A 26,687-nucleotide genomic window follows, 5' to 3' on the forward strand; every position below is an offset into this window, starting at 1 on the left:
TTTACATTATTTTCATGTATAATTTCCATTTAAGGATTCTCAGGACGGATTCGTCTATTCTATCAACTGAAATCTCGTCTTTTTCAACGGCGTCCATAAGGGCGTTGAAGCTTTTTTCATAGTCAGTTACAATGAGCATGTCGTTTCCCGCAAGCACTGCCGAGGCTTCCACGGAATGTTCAAGCTTAAGATCCGCCACAGCGCCCATGGACAAGTCATCGGTCATTATTATCCCGGTAAACTCCAGATTGTTTCTTAAAATATCAATTGCCTTTTTAGACAGAGAAGCAGGCAGATCATTATCGATAGATTCCACCACATTGTGTGAGACAAGCACGCTCTGTACCCCTGACCGGATTCCTGCCATGAAGGGCAAAAAGTCGCTGTTTTCAAACTGTTCGTAGGGCCTGGTGTCATATGCGGAGCCTGTGTGGGTGTCCAGGTTGTTTCCGTATCCGGGGAAATGCTTAAGCGTTGATGACATGTTGTTTTCTTTCATGGCTTCAACCACGGTGCCGACATATTGAGCTGTTTCTTCGGCATTTTTTCCGAAGGACCTTTCATAGATGAAGTCAGCTTCATCCGTTGAAACATCCGCAACCGGGGCAAGATTTAAGTTTATTCCGAGGCTTAACAGCAGTTTTGACTTTTCGGCTGCATCCTTTCTTATTTCATCAAGCCCTCCCAGTTCGAAAAGTTCCTGGGGTGATTTGAATCTCTCATCCGAAAGAAGAGGATTTGAACTGACTCTCACAACAGTGCCTCCTTCCTCGTCAACACCCATGATCATGGGTATGGTGCTCTTTGTTTGATAATATTCGATGTCGCTGATTACCTGCTCTCTTGTTTTTTTTGCAAAGTCTCTTCCAAACAATATAAATCCTCCTGGCTTCAAAGACAGATATAAATCGAGGTTAACTTCATCAGGGCACCTTACCAGAAACATCTGTCCGATTTTTTCTTCCAGTGTCATTTTTTCAAGGTACTTCATGGCTTCCTGGGTGTATTCATGAAACAGGCTGGTGTTCTGCGGTTTCGTTGACGGTTCAGGTTCCGGGCTTTCATTAACAGGTGGATTGTAGCCGGTATCAGAATCCGGGTTTTCTTCATCCATGTCTATTATGAAGGCGCATCCTGAAAGCAAGAGGACAGCTGTCAATAAAACAAATATTTTCTTCACTTTAGTCTCCTTTTGTTATGTCAGTATAGCTTATCATATTTTTGCCATACTATTAAGACGGAAAATAGTTTTTTTAGTTCATATCTCGTGGGATAAACTAAAAGCTTCATACCCTTGGAATGAGCGACAACCTATCAACTAACATATATTGCCAGATTAATTATTGGAACATGTGTTGACAGGAAAAGTATATTTTGTTAAAATTACAGATGTCGTTTGAAAACGATAAAACATTTTGGAAAGACCATAATGATGACAATAAACCACGAAGGTTTAATTGCTTGAGAACAAGCGGTTACTTTGTGGTTTTTTTAATTTGATAACTTGAAACTCCGGCAAATGAGTTTGTCGGGTTGTTGAAAGGAGCTGGTTTTATGCATATGGCTGATGCACTTATATCGGCTGCGACAGGAGGAGTGATGTGGGCTGCATCTGCAGGCACTGCATCATATTCTGTAAGAAAGGTTCAGACAGGACTTGATGAAAGTGAAAATAAGATTCCCTTGATGGGAGTTACGGGAGCTTTTGTATTTGCTGCCCAGATGATAAACTTTACGATACCCGGAACAGGCTCCAGCGGACACATTGGAGGAGGGCTGCTCTTAGCGGTCATGCTTGGTCCGCATGCCGGATTTTTGACGATGATTTCAATATTGGCAATTCAGGCTCTTTTTTTTGCAGACGGAGGGCTTCTTGCTCTTGGGTGCAACATATTCAACATGGGCTTCTTCACATGTTTTGTTGCATATCCTCTAGTTTACAGAAAAATTACACGTGGCAGATTATCAAAGAAAACCATTTTAGCAGGGTCGGTGCTTGCAGCCGTAGTTGGACTTCAGCTGGGTTCACTAGCCGTTGTTCTTGAAACGGTTCTCTCCGGAAAGACTGAACTTCCTTTTAGCACATTTTTATTGATGATGCAGCCCATACACCTGGCAATAGGTGTAATAGAAGGATTAGTGACAGCTTCGGCGCTTACGTTTCTTTGGAACGCCCGCCCCGAACTTCTTGAAATCGATGGCTCACGCAAGGAAATTATAAACAGTTCCAATAAAAGAATTATCGCTTTTATTCTTTGTGCAGCGCTGATTGTAGGAGGTGCTGTTTCATGGTATGCATCTGATAATCCCGACGGACTTGAATGGTCAATAGAAAAAACAATTGGCAGCAGCGAGGTTGAAGGAAGCAGTATCATCCATGAATTTTTTGGAAACATTCAGGACAGGATTTCCTTTCTTCCTGATTACAGCTTTAAATCTGATGCGAAAACGCAAACTCCTGAAAACCTTGGAACTTCAGTTTCAGGAATAGCCGGCAGCATCCTGACACTGGCCCTTGCAGCAATGGTGGGAGCAGTATCAAAAAAACACAGAAGAAATAATAAAAAAATAAAAGAGTAAACGGAACAGTCAAATGACGAAAATAACAAAATCAATGTACGAATTAAGGTACTTCGATGAAGCAGCTCAAAAAGACACGGTGATTCATCGGCTGAATTCGCTGGTAAAATTAACAGTCAGCATTTTCTATGTTTTAGCGGTTGTTTCATACGGCAAGTATGAAATTGTGTCCATGTTACCGATGGTGATTTATCCCGTACTGGTGTTCAATCTTGGAGACCTTGAATTTCTCCAGGTGTTTAAACGGTTGCTGCCGATGCTGCCGGTTATTTTGCTTCTTGGAGTTTCAAATCCCATACTTGACAGAGAAACAGTGACAGTCATTGGAAATATAGTTGTATCAAGAGGTCTTTTGTCATTCATAAGCCTCATAATAAAAGGCACATTGACAGTCATATGCGGAATGCTGTTAATTGCAACGACTTCTGTGGACGACCTGGCAAAGGCTCTTGGCAGATTGCATGTGCCTAAAATTTTCATAATCATTTTTTTGCTTACATACCGCTACACATATGTGCTGATTGAAGAATTTTCAAACATAAACACGTCTTATTCCCTGAGGGCTCCGTGTCAGAAAGGAATACACCACAGGCTGTGGGGGCCGCTTCTGGGGCAGCTGCTCATGCGGACGTACGACAGGGCCCAGGCGGTTTACAGCGCAATGTCGCTTAGAGGATACAGGGGAGAATATCATAGGGGAGAAAATTTTACTGAACTTAGCGATTATGCGTACCTGATTTTATGGATTGCATTTTTTACTATGGTCAGATTCAACAACGTGCCGGTTATGCTTGGCAATATAATGACAGGAGTATTTCAATGAGTCATCACAAAGTGATTTTAGACAATGTCTGCTACACATATCCTGACGGAAAAGAAGCGGTAAACGGCATAAGCTTTGAAATTCATCACGGAGAATCAGTGGCGGTTGTGGGAAGCAATGGGGCAGGAAAGTCAACTCTTCTTTTGTCAATGGTCGGGATTATGTTTCCTGACAGCGGTGAAATAAGAATAGGGGACATACCACTGACAAAAAACACTCTTCCTGCAATAAGGCAGAAAGTCGGTTTTACATTTCAGAATCCTGATCATCAGCTGTTCAGCACCACAGTTTATGATGATGTGGCTTTCGGACCCAGGAATTACGGATTATCAGAAAATGAAGTCAAAATAAGAGTTGAAAAATCTCTGGAAGCTGTGGGGGCGCTGCACTTGTCACACAGACCTCCATACAAGCTTTCAGGCGGAGAAAAGCGCTCTGTTTCAATAGCGTGCGTATTGTCGATGGAGCCTGACATACTGCTCATGGATGAACCTTCATCCAATCTTGATCCAAAATCAAGAAGGAGGCTCATAAACATTCTGAAGGAATTCACACATACAAAAATAATTGCAACTCACGACCTGGACATGGTGCTTGATGTATGCGAAAGAACAATTGTAATAGGTGATGGCAGAGTCACGGCCGACGGAAAATCTGAAGAAATATTAAGAGATGAAGAACTTCTTGACAGATGCGGACTGGAAAAACCCTTTGTGCTTCAGGGTTGTCCAATCTGTTCACAAAACATGCAATGACATTAAATTCTATCGGAGGATAGATACATGGAAAATGTACTTTTTAGATTAGAAGAAAAAATATACAAGCTCGTTGAAGGAGGAGTGTGCATTGCCTTTTCAGGCGGGGTGGACAGCAGCCTCATACTTAAACTGGCTTGTGAAGGTGGAAGAAAGCTGAACAGGAATGTTTATGCCGTAACGTTTGAAACAAGGCTGCATCCTGTTTCTGACGTGTCGGTTTCAAGAAGGGTGGCCGGGGAAATGGGAGCCATCCATAAAATAATTCAGGTAAATGAATTTGAAAACAAAGATATTTTAAAAAATCCCGTAAACAGATGCTACCTATGCAAAAAATCACTGTTTGTAAACTTAACGGATTTTGCGAAGAACAACAATCTTAAGTATGTGGTGGACGGCACCAATGCAGATGACCTTAAGGTCTACAGACCTGGCGTAAAAGCACTGAAGGAACTGGGAGTTGTAAGCCCCCTGGCAGAGCTTGGCATATCAAAGCAGGAAGTAAGGGAAATGGCTAAAAATTTAAACATTTCTGTGGCTTCAAGACCATCGGCGCCATGCATGGCTACAAGACTTCCCTACAATACCGAATTGAATTTTGAGCTGTTGGAAAAAATAGATAAAGCGGAGGATTTCATAAAGACACTTGGTTTTGATGTGGTGAGGGTGAGGGTTCACAATGACATAGCAAGGATTGAGGTTGCTAAGGAAAATATGATTAAACTGGTTGAAAAAAGTCAGGCAATCATTGATTATATGAAAAGTTCAGGCTTTGTATATATAACATTGGATATTGAGGGTTTCCGTTCAGGAAGCATGGATATTAACTTGGAAAAATAAGAGGTGAAGATGGACATTCGCGAATTGCTGTTAAAGGTTAAAAATAATGAAATTGAATTGAGTGAAGCTGAAAATACTCTTAAAAAGCTGCCTTACGAGGACCTGGGATTTGCAAAGCTTGACCACCACAGGATGCTTCGTTCGGGATTCGGCGAGGTTGTTTACTGCAGCGGAAAATCAACTGAGCACCTCGTGAGGATTTTTCAGTCATTCAATGAAAAAAACTTAAATATAATGGGCACCAGAGCTTCAAAATCTCAGTTTGAAGCAATAAAAGCACTGATGCCAGAAGCGGAATACGATGAAATGTCGCGCATTGTAAAAATTATCAGAAATGACGTGGAAAAAACAGGTTTGATTGCAGTTTGCACCGGAGGAACATCAGACATTCCGGTAGCGGAGGAAGCTGCACAGACAGCAGAATTTTTCGGAAGCAGGGTAATGAGAGTATACGATGTGGGAGTTGCGGGAATACACAGGCTTCTTTCAAAAATTGAAGAAATAAACAAAGCCAACTGCATCGTGGCAGTTGCCGGTATGGAAGGAGCTTTGCCGGGAGTAGTGGCAGGGATGTCGGACAAACCGGTGATAGCGGTGCCAACATCCATAGGATACGGTGCCAATTTCAACGGCCTTTCTTCACTTCTCACAATGCTCAATTCATGTGCGGAAGGGATTGCCGTAGTAAACATTGACAACGGATTTGGAGCAGGTTACATGAGCACACAAATAAACAGATTGGCGGTACAAAAATGAGCAAGAGAATTTTGTATTTGGAATGCTATTCAGGAATCAGCGGCGATATGACCGTTGCGTCGCTCCTTGACCTTGGCGGGGACAGGGAAGTCATGCTGGAAGGATTGAAAAGTTTAAACGTAAGCGGGTACAGTATTGAAATAGGAAGAACAAAGAAGTGCGGCATAGACGCCTGCGATTTCAATGTTGTTTTGGAACAGGAACACCACTGTCATGAGCATGATCACGGCGATCATCACGACCATGAAACAGAACACAGCCATGTTCATACACATGAGCACAGTCATGAATGCCATCACGACCATGAACACGACCACGACCACGGACACAACCATGAACATGAAACTGCCCATGGCCATTGCCATTCTCATGAACATGAGCATAGACATAATGAAGAGGCAGATGAAAGCCATGATCATCACAATGAACAGCATAACCACAGCCATGAACACAGAAATATAAACGATATCATTAAAATTATTGATGGCTCGAAAATTTCGGAAAAGGCAAAAGCAATTTCCAAAAGAATATTTGAAGTCGTGGCAGAGGCTGAGGCAAAAGCCCACGGTATTCATGCGGCTGAAGTTCATTTTCATGAGGTGGGGGCGGTGGATTCCATTGTGGATATTGTTGCTGCAGCCATACTCATAGACAACCTTAACATCGATGAGGTAGCAGTGTCGGAATTGTATGAGGGAAAAGGCCATGTAAAATGCCAGCACGGCATAATTCCTGTTCCTGTTCCTGCGGTTGTAAACATAGCTGCAGCACATTCTCTGACCTTAAAAATCACCGAAGCGAGGGGAGAAATGATAACGCCTACGGGTGCAGCCATAGCAGCTGCTCTGAAGACCATTGACTGTATTCCTTCTTCCTGCATCATAAGGAATACAGGAACAGGCGCAGGCAAAAAAGATTTTGCGAAAGCAAATGTGCTCAGAGCTTATATTGTGGAAGAACAGACATCGAGTGAGCAATCATCCAGGGATAATAATGCATGCCATAAAAATAAGCATATGTGGGTGCTTGAAACAAATATAGATGATTCCACAGGAGAAAACCTGTCATTTACAATGGAGAAACTTTTGGAAAACGGAGCCAGCGATGTTTTCTTCACTCCGATTTACATGAAAAAAAGCAGACCGGCTCACAGGCTGACGGTCATATGCAAAGAAGATGACATAAAGAAAATGGAGTCTGTGATATTCAACAACACGACAACAATAGGTATCAGGAGATACAGGACAGAACGAACTGTTCTTCACAGAGAAATAATTGAAATAACAACGAAGTACGGCCCTGTCAGAGTAAAAGTCAGCAGCTTTGAAGACAAGAAGTTTTACAAGCCGGAATATGAAGATATAAAAAACATATGCAGCATAACGGGTAAGAGCTTCAAGGAAGTAAGCGATGAAATCAGGTCTGTTGCAGTAATAAATTGACGGGAACAGTTATAAATGCTATAATTACAATTAATAAAAAAGCAGGTGATAGCATGGAACTGGTGAACGAACCCAAAACAAAACGCGGAATGGAGACTCTGGAGAAAATAAGCAAGGCAGCGGAGGAACTGTTCAGCGAACGAGGATATTATGATACGGGAATAGTTGATATTGTATTGAAGGCAGGCATTGCCCAGGGTACATTTTACATATATTTCAACGACAAGAAAAGTCTGTTTGTTTATCTTATCAACAAGCTCGGAAAAGAACTGAGAGACAGCATCAGATTGAACACAAAGGTGAGCAGGGACAGGTATGACGAAGAATACATGGGTATCAAGACATTCCTGAATTTCGTGGGGGAGCACATAGGGCTGTTTAAGATAGTCTGGCAGGCTCAGTTTGTTGATGCGGAGCTTTTCAAGGAATACTATGAATCCTTTTCCAAGGGATATGTTAAGGGAATTAAAAAGGCACAGGAAAAAGGAGAGATGGCTGACATCGACCCTGTCATACTTTCATACTGCCTCATAGGAATTGCCAACTTCACAGCTCTGAAGTCAATCGAATTCGACGGAAGAAACGACGATTACGACACAGTTGTGGAGGAAGTGATGAAATTCATCAAAAACGGAGCTTTTAAAAAGTAATTTTTGTTATAAAGGAGCTGTTGCATTAAGTACATTTCTGTCATCCTGAGCGCTAGCGAAGGATCTCATATGTTAAAATGATGAGATTCTTCGGCTAAAGCCCTCAGAATGACAAGATAATAATTGCTAATGCAACAGCTCCTTATTATTTACATAAAGTCGAAAAGAAAACGTTGACAAAAACAAAAACCGCTTATATAATGAAGTTGAAACATGAATCATGTGTCATATTCAAAAATATAGGAGGTTAAAATGGATTTATCAGGCAGAAAGACAGCTATAATTGTAGCTACATCAGCGTTATGGCTGGTAATCAATTACTTGGGCTGGAAAGATCAATACTTGGTTTCTATGTATCTCGGTGTGGTTTTAATGTTGCTTTACATGATGCTTGGACTTGCAAAACAAGGCACGCTATCAAAAAAACTGCTCAGCTTCTGCTTAATCCCATGGGCGGTTTTGTGGTCGGTCAGCTTTTACCTGGCTGATTACTTTGCTGCCATGTTTGCCGGAACAATGCCTTCTTTCACAATCTTAGGTTTTCATCCATCTTTTGCAGCAACAGTTGTGGGATACTGGATAGGCGGAATGTTAACGTTAACATTCATGTATAATTCATTGAAGGACGAATGGCTTTCGCAAAAAGACTGGGACAATTTTAAAGCAAAAATTAAAAGCATCGATGAAAAGAAAAAGGAGGAGCAATATGAGCGCAACTGCTAAAACCTTAATCATGGCTTTTTCATTCTTAATGATTGCCGCTTCGTTCCTTATAGGCTGGTGGGCAAAAAAGAAAATCACTTCATCAGAGGCTTACTTCGGCAGCACCGGTATGTTCGGGCCGTTTACGGTTGGACTGTCAAGCACGGCGGCCGTAGCAAGCGCATTTGCACTTGTAGGTGTTCCAGGACTTTTATACTCCGCAGGCAATGCAATGACATTCTGGATGCTTTCATCTGCTGCATTTGCCATGGCTTACATGATTCTTGGCAAGAAGGTCAGAGCAATGGCTGAAATCGGAAAGGTTGCAAGCCTTGGAGACCTTTCGGACTTAAGATATAACAATAATAAGGTAATAAAAATAACCATGTCGCTGACTTTGTTCCTGGGATGCGTAGCATATCTGGCAGCGCAGATAAAGGCAGGGTCCGAGCTTTTTGGCCATTTGCTGGGATGGGATCCTCTTCTGGCAGGATTTGTAATATTTGGAGTGCTTGCTGTATATATGTCTATAAGCGGGGAAGTTGGCGGACTGTTGACTCAGGCCTTCCAGGGACTTGTAATGGTAATTGCGGGCGTAGCCATAGTAATTGCATTCTTCAGCATTACCGGAGGTTTCGGTGAAGTAATGAAAGTGGCTTCACAGGCAGGAAGCATTACTGCCGGAAATGTTACGAAGGAATTCAGTCCCGATATGTTCAATGCGTGGGGCAAAATGCCAAGAACCGTCGCCATGACCTGGATGCTCATCCCCATACTGGGAACCGTGGGTCAGCCTCAGGTAATCACCAGAATGTATGCCCTCAAGGACCCGAGAGACATGCCCAAGATGGGGCTGTATACAGCATTGTCGCACACCATGGTAGGACTATTGACCATAGTTGTTTCAAGCGGCGCGTTGTACCTGGTGGCAACAGGAAAAATCGACCCCCTGGTAAGCGGAGACAGAGCCATATATGCATTTGCTGATTATTCGGGAATAGTTGTACAGTTGTTTGTATATGCAGGAGTGCTGGCTGCTGCCATGTCTTCGGCAAGTCTTTTCCTTTCCATTTGTTCCACTGTGGTTTCAAGGGATATACCAAGCGCTCTGGGTTACAAGGTTGACCCTAAGAAGCAGATTCAGATTTCAAGAGTATCAATGCTGGTTTTAGGAGTTGCCTCAATACTATTCTCGGTAACACAGGGAGAAATGGTAGGAATTTTGGGAACTTTCGGCTGGGGTACGCTTATGTCTGCCACATTCCCGGTATTTATCCTTGGGCTTTTGTGGAAAAGGGCTAATGAAAAAGGTGTAATGTGCGGAAGCATCGTAGGTCTCGTTTTAAACATTGCATCATTTGCAGGCTTCAAATGGCCGGGAGTTCTTCCGTGGTACTTCAACGTAATTTCCATAAGCATAGCAGTTACGGTGGCAGTTTCGCTGCTTACAAAGGAACAGGAGCTTAATGGGAAACTTCAGGCAGTCATAGATTTATAGAAAAACCTCCGGAGGTGATTTCACCTCCGGGGAACAATAAATGGAGGTATTGTGATGATCAACAACGGATGGATAGGAAACTATTCATATTTCAGGGCAAGAATCAACGGCACCAGTGAAGCCGTATACGACTTGGATAACAATGTGCGTTATACCTACAATGATTTGGAAGACAGGGCAAACAGACTGGCCAATTACATGAAGGAAAAACTTGGAGTGGTGAAGGGAGACAGGGTTGCTTTCATTTCCAGAAACAGAATAGAACTGATTGATGCTTACTACGCCACTGCAAAGCTTGGAGCAATACTTATACCCTACAACGCCAGATTGTCGTCCAAGGAGTTTGAGAAACTTTTAAACAGCGAGACGCCAAAAATCCTGTTCTATGAGGATGTATTTGCGGAAACCGTCAATGAGTTTCGTGAAAAGACAGGCATAGAAAAATACATTGTGCTCCCGGATAAGGGAAATGTCACAGATGAGACGCAGTACGGGGAAATTATGGACTACGGCAACAACAGCATGATCAGCTGCAGCGACCTGGTTCTTGACGACATTCACCTCATAATACATACAGGAGGAACCACGGGACTTCCGAAGGGAGGCATGATATCTCATCACTCGCTGGTTTTCAACTCCATGAATGAAATATGCACCTGGGGCTTGAACTTTCAGGACAGCGCGTTCATAATACTGCCTCTGTTCCACACAGGCGGATGGAACCTTCTGACCCTTCCATTGCTGCACTGCGGCGGAAGAATAATCATAAACAGGCAGTTTGATCCTAAGCTGACGCTGGAAGTAATAGAAAAGGAAAATACCACGCTTTTATTCGGCGCAGCAACAATATTCAGAATGATGTCCGATCTGCCGGAATTTAAAAATGCGGATCTTTCAAGTCTCAAATGGGTCATGGCAGGAGCTGCCCCAACGCCAATAAACATCATGGAGAGGTTTTGGAACAAAGGTCTCAAGTTTGTGCTCGGTTACGGCATGACCGAGGCAGGACCCAACAATCTGTCAAGCACTCCCCAGTTCATGACGGATGAAATTATAAGGTCCAAGTATGCATCCGTAGGCAAGCCCATGTACATGACAATGACCAGGGTTGTGGACGACGAAGGCAATGACGTTGGACCAAATGAAGTGGGAGAGCTTCTGTGGAGCGGACCTCAGATATTTTCAGGATACTGGAACAACAGGGAAGAAACCGATAAAACACTGTCGGGCGGATGGATATACACCGGTGATATGGCAACCGTCGACGAGGACGGGTACTACTACATTGTGGGCAGGAAGAAAAATATGTTCATAAGCGGAGGAGAAAATGTATTTCCTCCTGAAATCGAAAGTGCCATTTATGAAATTCACCAGATACACGAGGTTTGCGTGTTCGGTGTGCCCGATGAAAAATGGGGCGAAGTGGGCAAGGCAGTTGTTTCCCTTAAGCCGGGCGCTGAAATTACTAAATCCGAAATTCAAGCCTTGTTAAGGGGCAGGCTGGCTGGTTACAAGATACCGAAATATGTTCAGTTTGTAAGCGATATTCCAAAAAACAATGTGGGCAAGATCGTTGTATCTAAAATTACGGAGCTGTACGGAAGCTTAAGTGACTAGGAGGTTCAAATGGACACTGTAGGCATTAGGAATATAGGAATTTATGTGCCTCCTGAAATAAAGGACAGCGCAAGGATTGCAAAACTCTCGGGCATACCCGAAGACGTTATAAGGGATAAGTTTGGAATTGTGCATGTTCACGAGGCACGTCAGTATGAAACGGTATCATACATGGGAATTGAAGCAGCCAGAAAGGCTCTTGACGGTTTTGACCCGAAAAATCTGGACCTGGTTGTTTACTGCGGCAGCGAGTTTAAGGACTACTACCTGTTTAACTGCGCTGCAAGTATACAGCATGAGATAGGTGCTGTAAATGCCAACGCCTTTGAAATTCATTCCCTGTGCTCGGCGGGGGTTTATTCACTGAAGGTTCTGAAAAGCATGATGCTCTGCGACGACAGCATAAATCATGTTCTTTTGGTTTCATCATCAAAGGAGACACAGATAATAAATTACAAAAACCACAATTCCAGGTTCATGTTCAACTTTGGAGACGGGGCTGCCGCTGTGCTTCTGGAGAAGGGTATGGATAAAAATGTGATTCTTGAGACGCACATGATTAGCGACGGGCAATTTTCAGAGGATGTTGCCGTGTTCGGGGTTGGGTGCAGGAATTTCAAGGAAGGCGAAGACATAAAGTGCAGCGACAAGTACCTTGACGTTCCGAATATCAATTCCATGAAGGAACGGCTTGATCCCGTCACCCTCAACAACTTCAATGAGGTGATTGCCGAGTCGGTCAAAAAAAGCGGATACGAGAACAAGGACATAGGGTTCATTGCTCCTATATTCATGAAAAGGTCAATACTTGAAAATATTCTTGGCAGATACAACCTTACGGAAGAAAATTCTTTTGTACTTGAGGAGTTCGGTCACTGCCAGTCGGCTGACGCATTTATTTCACTCAGTGAGGGCAGGAAAAAGGGAAGGCTTAAAGACGGTGACATTGCAGTCCTGCTTGGTGCAGGCACAGGATATACATGGGCAGCAACGGCTGTGAGATGGGGGTAAATATGAAAATATTAGGAATTTGTTCAAGTCCGAGACTTGAAGGCAACACGTACTATTATCTTAAGACGGCTCTAAACGAGGCTCAGAAACTTGGAGCCGAGGTTGAGCTTGTGCAGCTTTCCGGAAAGAATATTTCCGGCTGCAGAGCCTGTTACGGATGCGTTGACGCCAAAAAATGCGTCCATGAGGATGATTTTCAGGAAATCTTTGAAAAGATTGTCCAGGCAGATGGCTTATTGCTGGCATCTCCTGTGTATCATTCCTGCATAACGCCTGAAATGAAGTGCGTCTTGGACAGGGCTGGATTTTCCGGAAGATGGGCAAAAAATGAAATGAAGTCCACCAAATCAAGCTATGAATGGAAGGGGTCGGCGCTGTCAGGCAAAATAGTTGCACCTGTGACTGTGGCCAGAAGAGCGGGACAAAATTTCGCATTTGCAGAAATACTTCTTTGGGCAGCGGCCAATGACTGCATCATAGTGGGAAACACATACTGGAATGTGGGAGTTGCCGGAAAAGGAGGAGCTTACAATGCAACGGAAGACGAGGAGGGAGTCGGAATAATGAAGAGGCTTGCCTCAAATATGGTTGATATAATCAAAAAACTAAACGCAGAGGTTGAATATGAACAGGCTTAAGGATAAGGTTGCAGTGGTCACCGGAGGAGCAAGAGGCATCGGCAAGTGCATATGCGAACTTTTTGTCGATGAAGGTGCAAGGGTGGTTGCCATCGACATAATGGCTTTGAACTATGAAAAGGAAAACGTGGAAGGTTACGCTGCCGATTTATGCTCACCGGGAGAAGTAGACAAATTTGTGGATTATGTTCTGAAAAAGTACGGCAAAATTGATATTCTCATCAACAATGCAGGCATTACAAGGGATGCACTGATAGAAAAAATGTCAGATGAAATGTGGGACGCTGTAATCAATGTAAACCTGAAGGCTGTATTCAACTTGACAAGAAGAGTTTACCCCTCCATGAGGGAAAATAAAAGCGGATCAATCGTCAACATATCATCTGTTGTGGGTGAATACGGAAACATAGGGCAGTCCAACTATGCCGCATCAAAGGCGGGCATCATAGGGCTTACCAAGTCATGGGCAAAGGAATTTTCCAGGAAAGGTGATGCAATCAGGGTCAATGCAGTTGCTCCCGGTTATGCCAATACTGAGATGATGGCCACTGTTCCTGAGACTGTCCTGGAATCCATAAGGGAAAAGACTATGCTGAAAAGGCTGGCAGAACCGTCCGAAATAGCATATGCTGTTTTGTTTCTGGCAAGCGGTGAATCTTCGTATGTTACAGGCCATGTCCTTTCGGTAAATGGCGGTTTGAGGCTTTAAATTTAAGAGAAAATGGCGCTGCAGGTAGTGGATTTTTCTTGACTTGACAAAGGATAAAGGGTATACTTAAGCCGTTTATTGTATTTTTTACCAAGTCGGGAAGGACCCATATTATGAGCGCCATTTTGGTTAAGGTGTGCGGATTTATGCTTATCATAGTATCTGCATATATTTTTAAGAAAATTGGAATATTTAAGGCTGAAGACAGCAGAGTCATCTCAAGGATCATCTTGTACGTAACTTTGCCGGCAGCCGTCATAGTGAGCTTTCAGGAAACAGAAGTTACAGCTTCGCTTTTGACAGCCATTGTCCTGGGGGTAGGTCTTAATTTTACCATGCTGTTTGCTGCGCGTTTTGCGGCAAGGAAAAGGGACGGAAAAACAAAGGCTCTGTATATGCTGCATGCGGCCGGTTACAATATAGGCAATTTTATTGTTCCGGTCACACAAACTTTTTTGTCCGCCGCTTCGGTTGTGACCATCTGTATATATGACATCGGAAATGCGGCCATGACATTGGGGGTAAACTACAGCCTTGCATCCAATGAAGCAGAGGGCGGCAGCCGCATAAGCATATCATCCGTATTTAAAAAGATGGTAAGGTCGGTTCCGCTTGATACATACATCATCATGTTTGTGCTGTCTGTTCTGAAAATCAGGCTGCCTGAGACGGTTGTAACCATTGCATCTATGTTTGGAAATGCCAATGCGTTTTTGGGAATGTTCATGATAGGACTGGCCTTCGAACTGAATCTGAACACGAAGGATGCCAGGGACGCGCTGTCAATTATAGCCCTGCGCTACGGTTCTGCGGTTATTTTCGCACTGATAATATACTTTTTACTGCCGCTGCCGTTTTTCATGAAGCAGGCTCTGACACTGGTTGTATTTGCTCCGGTCCCAAGCGTTGCGGTTGTGTTTGCAGCGCAGTGCGGCTGTGATTTGCGCCTTTCAGGCGTTGTATCATCCCTGTGCATACCCATAAGCATGGCTTTTATTACCGTGCTGCTGCTTTTGGTTGCATAGGACATAAATTAAGACGAAAGAAAAAATCACCTGCAGAACAGGTGATTTTTTGTATGTTTTGATTATTGAGCTTCAGTTTCTAGAGCCTCTGTCATTTCGGGAGCATTAAGCGCTTCTTCCGGAATTACAAAGTCTGCAGCCTTGTTTACATTGGATATTTCCATAAACATTGTTACCTTCATGCTGTTGAGCATTTCCTTGTCAGACTCGGTCATTTCGCCCATCATTCCTGTCATTGCATTCATCATGCCTGACATCATGGAGCTTAAATCCATTTCGTACTTGACGATTTCTTTTGTGCTCTCATCTATATATGCTATGAATGTCAGGTCTCCCAGGCTTCCGTCTGTAAGCATTCCAAAAACCTGTGATGTCATGGCATCCTGCTCGTTTCCGGAAGCAGACAGAGTGTCTGTATACTCTCCCAGCATATCCTTGTAAATGTCTGTTGACATTGTGTACTGCATTCTGATAAGCGTTCTGCCTTTATCGTCAGAATACTTTCCGAAGTACTTCACGTCCTTCAGATATTTCTCCATAAGTTCCTTGTTTGCCTGAACTGTTGCCTTGTCATAGTTTATAAACTTGGCAAACATCTCGTCTTTCATTGAAGATTTCATCCATGTGAGATTACCGTCGTTGCCGGTCATTCCCATGTATGTAGTGTATGTTGTGTCGTCCATGGACAGATACATTTCCATTACAGGCTGTGAAATTTCCTGACCCATTACGTTCATCACCATGTCTGCGCTTACCTTTGCCTTCATAGGATTCATGAATATGGTCATGAACATTTTCATCTTCATGTTCATTTCCTGAACGCTGCCTGCATCGTCAGGCACATTCATGGACATGTTCATTTCTATGTTTGCATCGTAATTTTTCCAGTCATAGGATTTGCTGCTTGCTTCTGCTAAAATTGCTTTTGCATCTACAGGTGAAGTTGTGATTACAACTGTCTTAAGTCCCTGGTCCCATTGAACATCTGAACCGAAGGCTTCAAGGACAGCTCTGATGGGAAGGTAAGTCCTTCCGTTTACAATTTTTGCAGCAGTGTCAGTAGCAATCTGTTCTCCGTTTTTCGTTATGTAAAGCTGATCTACGGGAACTGTAATGGTGATGCCGTCTTTTACGGCAACTGCACTTCTGATTTCCTCGTTCCACTCCACAGATGCACCGAATTTTTCAAGCACTGCCCTGAACGGAACCAGTGTCCTGTTGTTTGTGTCAACAAACGGATAACCAAGGTCGTTGTTGAACTCAATCTTGTTTGAATCAATGGTTATTATGATTTCATCCGCAGCGGCAAATACATTTACTGACGAAAAGATCATTATTAAAACCAAACTAAGCACGAATACTATTTTTTTCATTGTTTCCCCTCCAATTATATGTTATTCGTCTAATACATGATATTATATTATCAAACCAAAATCAAGGTTTTATTATAATTATTTGCAGAATTTGTATTTATTTCAATTTATTTATTCAACAAAATCCTTAAATGGCATACAAATCTAATGTTTAAATCTTTCAGATATTGGTATAATTTTAGTATAATTAATACAAGGAAGGATTATATGAATAAAGTGATTGATTTGAGCAGGACGGTGTACGAATTGTGCAAAGAGTACCCTGAAATAAAGGACATACTTGCAGGAATAGGTTTTTCAGATATAATGAAAAAAGGAATGATTGAAACCGCCGGCAGGTTCATGACCATACAGAAGGGCTCAAAGGCAAGGGGAATTGATTTGGGAAAAATCAAGCAGGAATTTATAAAAAACGGATTTGAAATTAAATAATTCAAGGAGACAATATGAGCGAACAAATCAATAACAGAGAGTACCGAAAGCAGGTAATCAAGCAGGTTATTTCGGAGCTCCACGAGGGGAAAAGCGTTGAAGAGGTAAAAAAGAAGTTCGAGGATGCATTTGCGGGAGTTTCAGCCACGGAAATATCGGAAGCAGAGCAGGCTTTGATATCAGAGGGGCTTCCAATCACTGAGGTTCAAAGGCTGTGTGATGTGCACTCGGCAGTTTTCAAGGGATCTATAGAGGAAATTCACCGTGAAACCGATCCGGCAAAGATACCTGGACATCCTGTGAATGTACTGATGCTTGAAAACAGAAAAATTGAAGACATAATTGAACATAAAGTCAAACCCTTCATCCATGAAAGCGCTGCAGGAGCTGCTGATAATCTCAGGGAAGGGCTGGAGGAATTGTCCAAAATAAATGTTCACTATTCAAAAAAGGAAAACCTTCTGTTTCCGTACATGGAGAAATACGGGATCACTGCACCGCCAAAGGTTATGTGGGGTGTTGACGATGAAATAAGAGATGATTTGAAGATGCTCATATCCGATCTTTCATACGGGGTTCTTAACGATGAGCTTAAAAGCGGCATTGAAAGCCTCATAACAAGAATAGGCGAAATGATTTTCAAGGAAGAAAACATAATGATTCCGATGCTTCTTGACACCATTACGGAAGACGAGTGGAAAAAGGCTGCCGACGACAGCAAGGAAATAGGCCACATGATTGATTTTGTTCCGGTTTGGAAGCCGGACACAAAATATAAAGAAGAAATAAGGGAAGAAGCAGCAGAGCCCGGTTCTATTACCCTTCCAACGGGCGTATTCAAAAAAGAGGAGCTTGTTGCAATGCTCAACACACTTCCCTTTGACATTACCTTTGTAGGCAGTGACGACACCGTCAAATATTTCTCCCAGAGCAGCGAAAGAATTTTTCCGCGCACTAAGACCATAATAGGGCGAAACGTTTCAAACTGCCATCCGCCGGCAAGCGTGCACATAGTCGAAGGGATTGTGGAAGACTTAAAGTCAGGCAAGAAGGACCATGAAGACTTTTGGATCAAGATGGGTGACAGGTATGTTTATATACGCTACTTTGCGGTTCGCGACAATGATGGCAGATTTTTGGGCGTTGTTGAAGTTACTCAGGACATAAAGTCCATACAGGAAATAACAGGCGAAAAACGTCTGGTAACCGAATAGATTATAAAGAAAGAAGCTCTATGAGTTTCTTTTTTTGTCTCATTGAATATTTAAAATTATGAGTATATAATGATATCAGTTATTGTTATGCAAATATCACTTTAAGGGGTTATCTATGTATAAAAAATATGTTCTTGCACTTGATCAGGGCACCACAAGCTCCAGGGCGATTATTTTTGACAGAAACGGCAGCATTGTGAACTTGTGTCAGAAGGAATTCAAGCAGATATATCCTAAGGCCGGCTGGATTGAACACGACCCTATGGAAATATGGGAAACGCAGCTAAGCTCAGCAAGAGAAGCCTTAAAGGCTGTGAACGTGGAAGAGGTAGCATGTATCGGAATAACAAACCAAAGGGAAACCACAGTGCTTTGGGACAAAAATACGGGAAAGCCTGTATACAATGCCATAGTGTGGCAGAGCAGGCAGACGTCTGAAATATGCGACCAGCTTAAGAAATCCGGGTTGGAGCCTTACATAAGGGAAAACACGGGACTGGTCATCGATGCATACTTTTCAGGAACAAAAATCAAATGGATTCTTGACAATGTGCCCGGTGTAAGGGAGAAGGCAGAAAAAGGGGAAATTCTGTTCGGAACCATCGACACATGGCTTGTGTGGAACCTTACAGGCGGACGGTCACACATTACGGATTATTCCAACGCATCAAGGACCATGATATACAACATACGAAATCTTCAGTGGGACGAAAGTCTGTTGAGTGAGCTTGGCATACCGCGTATTATCCTTCCGGAGGTTAAACCGTCCTCAGAAATTTATGGAAATACCGTAAGCGGAATTTTCGGCATTGAAATTCCCATTTCAGGCATGGCAGGGGACCAGCAGTCAGCGCTTTTCGGTCAGCTGTGCTTCCAGGAAGGCATGATGAAAAATACATATGGAACAGGCTGTTTCATGCTTATGAACACCGGTCAGAAACCTGTCATGTCTAACAAGGGCCTGTTAACCACAATTGCATGGGGTGTGGACGGCAAGGTCGAGTATGCTCTGGAAGGCTCCATATTTGTGGCAGGAGCTGCAATCCAATGGCTAAGGGACGAACTGAAAATAATCCATGATGCAGCTGATTCCGAATATTTTGCTCAGAAGGTAAAGGACAGCAACGGCGTCTACGTTGTTCCGGCATTCACTGGGCTTGGAGCTCCCCACTGGGATATGTATGCAAGAGGTGCCATTGTGGGTCTTACCAGAGGAACCGGCAGAAACCACATCATAAGGGCCACTCTTGAATCCATTGCATACCAGACCAAGGATGTAATAGAAGCCATGATAGATGATTCCGGAATCAACCTGACGGCTTTGAAGGTCGACGGAGGTGCAACAGCCAACAACTTCCTCATGCAGTTTCAGTCAGACATCCTCAATGTTAATATTGAGCGTCCGGAGGTTACTGAAACAACAGCGCTGGGAGCAGCATACCTGGCAGGGCTGGCCGTTGGATTCTGGAAATCCAAGGGTGAAATTTCACAGTACTGGAGCATCAACAGGAAGTTTAAGCCTCAGATGGACGAAAAAAGGAGAAATGACCTTTACAAAGGATGGAAAAAGGCTGTTGGAAGGTCCATGGACTGGCAAGAAAAAGCAATTAAGAATTAAGAGTTAAGAATTATTAGTTAGAAAGTGGATGAATAATGTCATTATGAACAGCTAAGCATCTATGAGTGAAGGATGCTCACTATCGGATGACTATAATAAAACAATTGTAATGAACAATGGAGGGTTAGATGAATACTGATTTTTTTGTTAACAACAGGGCAAGATTTGCTCAGAAAATGGAGGACTACTCAACAGCCGTGTTCTTTTCCGGAAAGGCTCCCAGGGAAAGCGCCGACCAGGAATATGAATTTTCCGTAGACAGGAATTTTTTCTATCTGACAGGCATTGACAGGGAGGACATGGTGCTTGTCATAAACAAGATTGCAGGCATTGTAACCGAATCTTTGTACATACCTCCTGTTGACGAATATTTTGAAAAGTGGTATGGAATTCTCATGCGAAAGGAAGAGGCTCAGGAAGCATCAGGAATAAAGACAGTTGAAAACAGGGATGATTTTCTTGCTCAGTTTGCAAAGAAGCTTTCATCCTCGGACAGGCCTGACAGCGTGTACATTTTTTCATACATAGCCGACAAGGACGAATCCTACGACAGCTACAGAAGTCTGGCATGCTGGATTAGAAATCAGTATCCTGCCGTGAACATAAAAAGCTCCCTGGACATAATGATTGAACTAAGAAGTTCAAAGACTTCAGAGGAAGTAGATGAAATCAGGACCGCAATAGGTTATACAAAGGAAGCTCTGGAATTTGTGATGAAGAATCTGAAACCGGGAAGGTTCGAGTACCAGGTTAAGGCTGATTTTGAATACCAGCTCATGCTTCGCGGTTCAGGGCCAAGCTTCAAGACAATAGGAGCTTCAGGCAAAAATGCCGTAATTCTTCACTACATAGACCTGAAGCAAAAAATCGAAGACGGAAGCATGATTCTTTTGGATCTGGGCGCCTTGTCAAACAATTACGCTTCGGACATAACGAGGACATATCCTGCAAACGGAAGGTTTACAACCAGGCAGAGAGACATCTACAACATAGTGCTGGAAGCGCAGGACGTGGCCATGGATGCAATGCATGTGGGAGCATCAGAAATAGAGGTGAACAACAAGGTCAAATCTCATTTTGCCAGGGGTCTTAAAAGCCTTAACATCATAAAAGATGATGCTGACGTGGAAAAATACTACTATCACAGTATAGGACACCCGCTTGGTCTGGATGTTCACGACCTTAGAAGAAGGGACAAGACTATGCAGGAAAACAATGTTTACACGGTTGAGCCCGGCATTTACATCAAGGAGGAAGGAATCGGCATCAGGATAGAAGATGACGTATGGGTTACAAAAAACGGTATAGTAAACCTTTCGCAGGATATCATAAAGACTGTGAACGACATTGAAAATTTCATGAAATGAACATGCTGAACATGATGGACATGGTTAAAAATAAAAATTTGTTTGGAATGATCTTTGGCGCTGCAGTTGCGGTGACAATCAATTTGCTGCCTTTGGAAGGGCTGACTTACCAGGGGAAAATGTGTCTGGGCCTCACGCTTATGACGGTTGTGTTCTGGGCGTTTCAGGTGGTGCAGTCAGGATATTCATCAGGGCTTTACCTGGTGCTTCTTGTGATTTTTAAGGTTGCAGAACCATCAGCTGTATTTTCACCATGGCTGGGAAGCACAATGTACATGGTGGTGGGAGCTTACCTTATTGCTTCTGCCGTCAAGGCTTCGGGACTTGGAGAAAGAATAGCCTACAAATTCATAATCAGGTATGTAAGCTCCTATAAAAGCATCATAATTTCCATATTCATGCTTACCCTCGTTCTATCTGTGCTGATACCTCATCCCTGGCCCAGAGCGTTTATCATAATGTCGGTTATGGCTGTAGTAATAAAAAACGCAAGAATACCAAGGGAAGATGCATCAAAGATAGGCTTTGCGGTGTTTGCTGCGGCAGTGTCCGTATCCATGATATTCCTTACGGGTGACAGCGTCATAAATCCGCTGGCTGCCCAGGCATCAGGTGAATCCATAAGCTGGATTAAGTGGTTTGTGTACATGGGACCTCCGAACATCATAGCCAGCATTATCACATGCGCCCTCATCCTGGTGCTGTTCAAACCAACAGCAGAAGTCAGAATAAACAAGGACGAAATAAGGGAAAAGCTCATAGCCATGGGGCCTGTTTCAGCAAAGGAAAAAAGAACCGCGGTCTGGCTTGCTGCAGCCGTAGTTTTATGGATGACCGATTCTGTCCACGGCATCAACATAGGATGGATTACGCTATTGATTGCCATGCTGATGAGTTTTCCTGTTGTTGGTGAGATACTGACAGCAAAACAATGGGGAGAGGTTCCGGTTCATGTGCTGTTGTTCCTGTCGGCTGCCATGGCGATAGGCAGGATAGGAGGAATCACGGGTATGAATGATTGGATTGCTGATACCATTCTGCCGTCTTCAATACCTTCAAATCCATTTGTGCTGGCAATCCTTATTTCGGTAATCTCAATGGTGATCCACATGTTCCTTGGAAGCGTAATCACCGTTATAGGAATAGCCATACCTGCGCTTCTTTTGTTTACGCAGCCCAGCGGAATAAGTCCCGTTGTGACATCGCTGCTGGTTTACACCGCAGCAGGAATTCATTACATTCTGCCTTTTCACCATTTGAACATCCTTGTGGGTATGGGCGAGGAAAATGGAATGTACACCCAGAAGGAAGTAGCGCGGCTGGGGATTCCCCTGACTGCGGTAGTTTTCTTAATCACTGCTGCTGTTGAAGTTCCGTATTGGAAATTCATAGGACTTTTATAGAATGAAAACACCCTCTTAATTCAAAGAGGGTGTTAAATTTTCCAAGCTTGTTACTCCATAGTCGCCCATTTGCGAGTTCCAGGTGGTCAGTTCGATTCCGTGCCAGTCGGTTCCGCCTGTTTTTATGAGACCGTGGGCATCTGCAAAGATTTCATATTTTTCAATCAGTTTATCTCCGTGATAGGGATAGTACACCTCCACACCCCCAAGGCCATGAGGTAGAAGAAGCTCCATTTCACCCATGTCTGCAATTCCTATTCGTGCAGGGTGAGCAAACACCGCAGTTCCTCCTGCCTGCCTGATCACTTCCACAGCTTCCGACGAATGAACCGGAAAATCATCTATGAAGCGGTGACCGGGATACTTTTTAACCTTCTTGTCAAAAAATTCCGGCCAGTCTCTTAGGGAATACGGCTCGCCGTCTTCAATCATGGCTTTCATAATGTCTGACAGTGCCAGGGATTGCTTGAAATCTGCGTATTTTATGATCTTGTTCACGTCAAAGTCAACTAAATTGTTTTTTTGAAGCCAACTGTAGTGTTCAAGGAAACTTTCATTGAAGTGTCTTCCTATTTTGCTTAAGAGATCCTGAAGCTGTGTGTTTTTTATGTCTATGTTGTAGCCCAGAATGTGTATAAGGTGACCGTTGGAAATCGATGAAATCTCCACAGCCGGAATGACCTGAATGTTTTCTTTTCCTGCCTTTTCCATGATTTCAGCAACGCCGTAGGTGGTGTCGTGGTCTGTTAAGGCTATGGCTGGAATTTTTTTATCCTTGGCTATTTCTATTATTTCATCTATGGAATTGGATCCGTCGGAATATTTGGAATGAATGTGCAAATCAATCATGTGAAACTCCTAATAATTAAGTGCTGATACTGCAGTATTGCAAATGAAGCTTTACCGATACAATAAAGGCATCGCAGACAAAGACTGAATCTTTGCTTCACTTATTGTATGTATTATATCATCGCTGTTGTAAAATTGTAAAAGGATATTTAATATTTTTAATCATTTTTTAATTATCTGCTAATTCATTTTGAATATACTGTGTGTATCATATTCACAAAAGGAATATAATAAGTAAAGGGAGATGTAAGATGGAAATATTGTTCGGGATTTTTGTATTCTTTGTATTCATAGCAGCAGCTTTTAAAATCGGAGTTGTGATGTTTAAGATACTGTTTACATTAATCGGTGCTGTAATAGGTTTTGTGCTCATAATTGCGCTCATACCTGTGGGAATAGGCTTCCTGCTCATTCCGGCCATTATCATAGGCATAATAGCTGCGGTCATAAAGTGCATACAGTTCATTTTTTAGCATGAAGATGGAATCTCCGCTTACGGAGATTTTTTTTTAAGAATTCATTCCGCATTATAGAAATAATGTCATAATTTTGTTGACAAACAAACGATATGTATTGTATAGTTTAACATATAAAATCAATAATATATTAAAGTGATGAAAAGAAGAGTAATTTTACAATCATGACACAGAGAACCGGGCAAGGTGGGAGCCGGAGATTGGTTTTAAAATGAAGATGGCCTTGGAGCTTTGTACCTGAGCCTAAGCTAGGGTGCAACGTGTGGTATGCGTTATAATACACGGTCATAATGGTGACCTGAAAAGGCACATGCTGCGAAGCATGCGCGAAAAAGAGTGGTAACGCGAAATCGCCTCTTTGCATAATGCAAGGAGGCTTTTATTATTAGGAGGAAATATGAATAAGGGCAAATATTATTTAACAACGGCAATCGCCTACACGTCAGGCAAGCCGCACATTGGAAATACATACGAGATAGTTCTTGCCGACAGCATTGTGAGGTTCAAAAAGCTTAACGGATATGAAGTGTATTTCCAGACAGGCACAGACGAACACGGCGAAAAAATCCAGATCAAGGCAGAAGAAGCAGGAAAGACGCCTCAGCAGTTTGTGGATGAGGTGGCAGCAGAAATCAAGCGCATATGGGATCTGATGAACACAAGCTACGACAGGTTTGTCCGAACCACAGATCCTGAGCACGTAAAGAAAATTCAACAGATATTCAAGAAGCTTTATGACCAGGGAGACATTTACAAGGGATACTACGAAGGATGGTACTGCACTCCTGACGAGGCATTCTTCACTGAATCTCAGCTGGTGGACGGCAAATGCCCTGACTGCGGAAGGGAAGTCCACATGGCAAGGGAAGAGGCATATTTCTTCAGAATGAGCAAGTATGCCGACAGGCTCATGAAACACATTGAAGATCATCCGGAATTCATACAGCCTGAAGCAAGAAAGAATGAAATGGTAAACAACTTCATAAAACCGGGACTTCAGGACCTGTGCGTTTCAAGAACATCATTTGACTGGGGAATTCCTGTAACGTTTGATGAAAAACATGTTGTGTATGTGTGGATTGATGCCCTCAGCAACTACATAACGTTCATGGGGTACGATCCGGACGGAAACCACACCGAACTGTACAAGAAGTACTGGCCTGCAGACGTGCACCTGATCGGAAAGGACATATTGAGGTTCCACACCATTTACTGGCCCATACTCTTGATGGCTCTCGGTGAAGAGCTTCCGAAACAGGTCTTCGGACATCCGTGGCTTTTGGTTGGGGAAGGCAAGATGAGCAAGTCCAAGGGAAATGTAATTTACGCAGACGATTTGGTTGACATGTTCGGCGTGGATGCCATAAGGTACTTCGTGCTTCATGAAATGCCGTTTGCCAGCGACGGAACTCTCACATACGAGCTCATAATAGAAAGAGTAAATTCTGATCTGGCCAACATACTGGGCAACCTGGTCAACAGGACCGTCACAATGACAAACAAGTACTTTGACGGAGAAATTATGGCTCCCGTTGAAAAGGAACCTGTGGATGACGAGCTTATAAGATTGGCCCTGGACACTCATGACAGGGTTGAGAAGAAAATGGATGAGCTGAGGGTTTCGGATGCCATAGACGAAATATTCACGCTGCTTAGAAGAAGCAACAAGTATGTGGATGAAACACAGCCATGGGTTCTGGGCAAGGATGAAAGCAAGAAAGCAAGGCTTGGAACAGTCCTTTACAACCTGCTTGAATCCATAAGAATAGCTGCAGTACTGCTGGAACCTTTCCTACCGGAGACCGCTCAGAACATATTGAAGCAGATTAACTCAGACAAGAAAGACTGGGAATCCCTGTCACAGTTTAACGGAATGGTTCCGGGACAGAAGGTTGGAACTCCTGAAATATTGTTTGCAAGAATAGATGCAGCCAAGAAAATTGAAGAAATAAATAAAATAAATGAAGCAAATCTCTCTGCAAAACAAACTGAAGCAGAACCCAAAAAGGAAGAGGTCAAGGAAGAGCAGAAGGAAGAAGCTGAAGACGGCCTGATTTCCATAGATGATTTTGCCAAAGTGGATTTGAGGGTAGCTGAAATCGTCAAGGCCGAGAAGCATCCGGACGCAGACAAACTGCTCATACTTCAGCTTAAGCTTGGAGAGGAAACAAGACAGGTTGTTTCAGGCATAGCCAAGTACTATGAGCCTGAGGAACTGATCGGTAAAAAAATCGTCATGGTTTACAATCTTAAGCCTGTTAAGTTAAGGGGAGTGGATTCCAACGGAATGATTCTTGCGGCATCAAAAGGCAAGAAGCTGACTTTGATATCCACACTGGAAGACATAGCAGACGGCGCAAAGCTAAGCTAAAATACAATTAAGAATGAAGAATTAAGAGTTAAGAATTAAATGAAGAGAACGGCGAGCCGTTCTCTTTAAATTTATACAAAAAGGATTTGTGCCCTGCACAAATCCTTTCATTAAATTCTTAATTCTTCACTCTTAATTCTTAATTAAATTAAGCTTCTTTTTTCCAGAGACCGTGGAGATTGCAGTACTCATATGCTGAAACCACTTCGTCGCCTTCAGCCAAAGCAAACACAGCAACAGGTTCTTCTCCGGGTGCCAGACATTTTCTCTGTGCTCCCTGCTTTGTAACCAGATAAATCCACTGAATGAAATGTTCAGGAACCATAGGATGAGTTACGCTGCCTACCTTAACAGTTACTTTGTTTCCTTCAACTTCGATTACAGGAACGTGTTTTTCTGTTGCAGCATCAACAGTGTTTGGAACAAGCTCTTCCATTTCCTTGCCGCAGCAAACCAATTTTCCGCCGCCTTCCTGAATCAATCCTACCAAGTTTCCGCAAGTTCTGCAGATATAAAATCTACCTTTGTTACACATATA

The 26,687-nt window shown here is 43.0% G+C and carries 25 protein-coding genes and 1 other annotated feature; of the genes, 21 read left to right on the forward strand and 4 right to left on the reverse strand.

Going from position 1 to position 26,687, the window contains the following annotated elements; genetic code table 11:
* Nucleotide 1: 1 nt before the first annotated feature.
* Complete coding sequence (locus AAGU76_RS13850) at nucleotides 2-1,180, reverse strand: glycoside hydrolase family 3 N-terminal domain-containing protein (RefSeq protein ID WP_342486098.1); 1,179 nt, start codon at nucleotides 1,178-1,180, stop codon at nucleotides 2-4.
* Nucleotides 1,181-1,554: 374 nt separating this feature from the next.
* Between AAGU76_RS13850 and AAGU76_RS13855 the strand changes: the two genes are divergently transcribed.
* The 14 genes from AAGU76_RS13855 (at nucleotide 1,555) to AAGU76_RS13920 (ending at nucleotide 15,046) form a co-directional block, all read left to right on the forward strand.
* Nucleotides 1,555-2,580 carry an energy-coupling factor ABC transporter permease gene (locus tag AAGU76_RS13855; protein ID WP_342486099.1) on the forward strand — a complete coding sequence of 342 codons (1,026 nt, stop codon included), beginning with the start codon at nucleotides 1,555-1,557 and terminating at the stop codon, nucleotides 2,578-2,580.
* A 13-nt stretch (nucleotides 2,581-2,593) separates the two neighbouring features.
* A complete protein-coding gene (cbiQ, locus tag AAGU76_RS13860) occupies nucleotides 2,594-3,403 on the forward strand; it encodes a cobalt ECF transporter T component CbiQ (protein WP_342486100.1) in 810 nt (269 codons plus the stop codon).
* Nucleotides 3,400-4,158, forward strand: a complete 759-nt coding sequence (locus AAGU76_RS13865) for an ABC transporter ATP-binding protein (RefSeq protein ID WP_342486101.1) — start codon at nucleotides 3,400-3,402, stop codon at nucleotides 4,156-4,158. The genes cbiQ and AAGU76_RS13865 overlap by 4 nt, the downstream gene beginning before the upstream one ends.
* 27 nt (nucleotides 4,159-4,185) lie before the next feature.
* A complete protein-coding gene (gene larE / locus AAGU76_RS13870) occupies nucleotides 4,186-4,998 on the forward strand; it encodes an ATP-dependent sacrificial sulfur transferase LarE (protein WP_342486102.1) in 813 nt (270 codons plus the stop codon).
* Between the two features lie 9 nt (nucleotides 4,999-5,007).
* The gene (gene larB, locus AAGU76_RS13875; RefSeq protein WP_342486103.1) at nucleotides 5,008-5,754 is read left to right on the forward strand and encodes a nickel pincer cofactor biosynthesis protein LarB; all 747 of its coding nucleotides are present in this window, start codon (nucleotides 5,008-5,010) and stop codon (nucleotides 5,752-5,754) included.
* The gene (larC, locus tag AAGU76_RS13880) at nucleotides 5,751-7,196 is read left to right on the forward strand and encodes a nickel pincer cofactor biosynthesis protein LarC (protein ID WP_342486104.1); all 1,446 of its coding nucleotides are present in this window, start codon (nucleotides 5,751-5,753) and stop codon (nucleotides 7,194-7,196) included. Before larB ends, larC begins: the two co-directional genes overlap by 4 nt.
* Before the next feature lie 53 nt (nucleotides 7,197-7,249).
* Nucleotides 7,250-7,846, forward strand: a complete 597-nt coding sequence (locus AAGU76_RS13885) for a TetR/AcrR family transcriptional regulator (RefSeq protein WP_342486105.1) — start codon at nucleotides 7,250-7,252, stop codon at nucleotides 7,844-7,846.
* A gap of 252 nt (nucleotides 7,847-8,098) precedes the next feature.
* A complete protein-coding gene (locus AAGU76_RS13890; RefSeq protein ID WP_342486106.1) occupies nucleotides 8,099-8,569 on the forward strand; it encodes a hypothetical protein in 471 nt (156 codons plus the stop codon).
* Nucleotides 8,553-10,046: a hypothetical protein gene (locus AAGU76_RS13895; protein WP_342486107.1), complete on the forward strand. Its 1,494-nt coding sequence runs from the start codon at nucleotides 8,553-8,555 to the stop codon at nucleotides 10,044-10,046. Before AAGU76_RS13890 ends, AAGU76_RS13895 begins: the two co-directional genes overlap by 17 nt.
* A 54-nt stretch (nucleotides 10,047-10,100) precedes the next feature.
* Nucleotides 10,101-11,663 carry an AMP-binding protein gene (locus AAGU76_RS13900; RefSeq protein WP_342486108.1) on the forward strand — a complete coding sequence of 521 codons (1,563 nt, stop codon included), beginning with the start codon at nucleotides 10,101-10,103 and terminating at the stop codon, nucleotides 11,661-11,663.
* Nucleotides 11,664-11,672: 9 nt separating this feature from the next.
* Nucleotides 11,673-12,674: a 3-oxoacyl-ACP synthase gene (locus tag AAGU76_RS13905; RefSeq protein ID WP_342486109.1), complete on the forward strand. Its 1,002-nt coding sequence runs from the start codon at nucleotides 11,673-11,675 to the stop codon at nucleotides 12,672-12,674.
* A gap of 2 nt (nucleotides 12,675-12,676) precedes the next feature.
* The gene (locus tag AAGU76_RS13910; protein WP_342486110.1) at nucleotides 12,677-13,312 is read left to right on the forward strand and encodes a flavodoxin family protein; all 636 of its coding nucleotides are present in this window, start codon (nucleotides 12,677-12,679) and stop codon (nucleotides 13,310-13,312) included.
* The gene (locus AAGU76_RS13915) at nucleotides 13,299-14,021 is read left to right on the forward strand and encodes a beta-ketoacyl-ACP reductase (protein ID WP_342486111.1); all 723 of its coding nucleotides are present in this window, start codon (nucleotides 13,299-13,301) and stop codon (nucleotides 14,019-14,021) included. Before AAGU76_RS13910 ends, AAGU76_RS13915 begins: the two co-directional genes overlap by 14 nt.
* A 113-nt stretch (nucleotides 14,022-14,134) precedes the next feature.
* The gene (locus AAGU76_RS13920) at nucleotides 14,135-15,046 is read left to right on the forward strand and encodes an AEC family transporter (protein ID WP_342486112.1); all 912 of its coding nucleotides are present in this window, start codon (nucleotides 14,135-14,137) and stop codon (nucleotides 15,044-15,046) included.
* Nucleotides 15,047-15,108: 62 nt separating this feature from the next.
* On the opposite strand, the gene AAGU76_RS13925 is transcribed toward AAGU76_RS13920, so the two are convergent.
* A complete protein-coding gene (locus AAGU76_RS13925; RefSeq protein ID WP_342486113.1) occupies nucleotides 15,109-16,419 on the reverse strand; it encodes a copper amine oxidase N-terminal domain-containing protein in 1,311 nt (436 codons plus the stop codon).
* Between the two features lie 207 nt (nucleotides 16,420-16,626).
* On the opposite strand from AAGU76_RS13925, the gene AAGU76_RS13930 reads away from it, so the two are divergent.
* The 5 genes from AAGU76_RS13930 (at nucleotide 16,627) to AAGU76_RS13950 (ending at nucleotide 22,453) form a co-directional block, all read left to right on the forward strand.
* Complete coding sequence (locus AAGU76_RS13930) at nucleotides 16,627-16,851, forward strand: DUF1858 domain-containing protein (protein ID WP_342486114.1); 225 nt, start codon at nucleotides 16,627-16,629, stop codon at nucleotides 16,849-16,851.
* A gap of 14 nt (nucleotides 16,852-16,865) precedes the next feature.
* Complete coding sequence (locus AAGU76_RS13935; RefSeq protein ID WP_342486115.1) at nucleotides 16,866-18,065, forward strand: DUF438 domain-containing protein; 1,200 nt, start codon at nucleotides 16,866-16,868, stop codon at nucleotides 18,063-18,065.
* 115 nt (nucleotides 18,066-18,180) lie between these two features.
* The gene (gene glpK, locus AAGU76_RS13940; RefSeq protein ID WP_342486116.1) at nucleotides 18,181-19,683 is read left to right on the forward strand and encodes a glycerol kinase GlpK; all 1,503 of its coding nucleotides are present in this window, start codon (nucleotides 18,181-18,183) and stop codon (nucleotides 19,681-19,683) included.
* A 128-nt stretch (nucleotides 19,684-19,811) separates the two neighbouring features.
* Entirely contained in the window at nucleotides 19,812-21,050 is a 1,239-nt protein-coding gene (locus AAGU76_RS13945) for an aminopeptidase P family protein (protein WP_342486117.1), read from the forward strand.
* A gap of 47 nt (nucleotides 21,051-21,097) precedes the next feature.
* A complete protein-coding gene (locus AAGU76_RS13950; RefSeq protein WP_342486310.1) occupies nucleotides 21,098-22,453 on the forward strand; it encodes an SLC13 family permease in 1,356 nt (451 codons plus the stop codon).
* 15 nt (nucleotides 22,454-22,468) lie between these two features.
* On the opposite strand, the gene AAGU76_RS13955 is transcribed toward AAGU76_RS13950, so the two are convergent.
* Complete coding sequence (locus AAGU76_RS13955; RefSeq protein WP_342486118.1) at nucleotides 22,469-23,302, reverse strand: PHP domain-containing protein; 834 nt, start codon at nucleotides 23,300-23,302, stop codon at nucleotides 22,469-22,471.
* Nucleotides 23,303-23,553: 251 nt separating this feature from the next.
* Between AAGU76_RS13955 and AAGU76_RS13960 the strand changes: the two genes are divergently transcribed.
* On the forward strand, nucleotides 23,554-23,775 hold the full coding sequence (locus AAGU76_RS13960; RefSeq protein ID WP_342486119.1) for a hypothetical protein: 222 nt from the start codon (nucleotides 23,554-23,556) through the stop codon (nucleotides 23,773-23,775).
* Between the two features lie 132 nt (nucleotides 23,776-23,907).
* Nucleotides 23,908-24,139, forward strand: a binding site (T-box leader).
* Between the two features lie 36 nt (nucleotides 24,140-24,175).
* Complete coding sequence (gene metG, locus AAGU76_RS13965; RefSeq protein ID WP_342486120.1) at nucleotides 24,176-26,149, forward strand: methionine--tRNA ligase; 1,974 nt, start codon at nucleotides 24,176-24,178, stop codon at nucleotides 26,147-26,149.
* Nucleotides 26,150-26,297: 148 nt separating this feature from the next.
* On the opposite strand, the gene AAGU76_RS13970 is transcribed toward metG, so the two are convergent.
* Complete coding sequence (locus AAGU76_RS13970) at nucleotides 26,298-26,684, reverse strand: desulfoferrodoxin (protein ID WP_342486121.1); 387 nt, start codon at nucleotides 26,682-26,684, stop codon at nucleotides 26,298-26,300.
* Nucleotides 26,685-26,687: the final 3 nt, after the last annotated feature.

Source organism: Sedimentibacter sp. (assembly GCF_038562225.1).
Lineage (GTDB): Bacteria > Bacillota > Clostridia > Tissierellales > Sedimentibacteraceae > Sedimentibacter.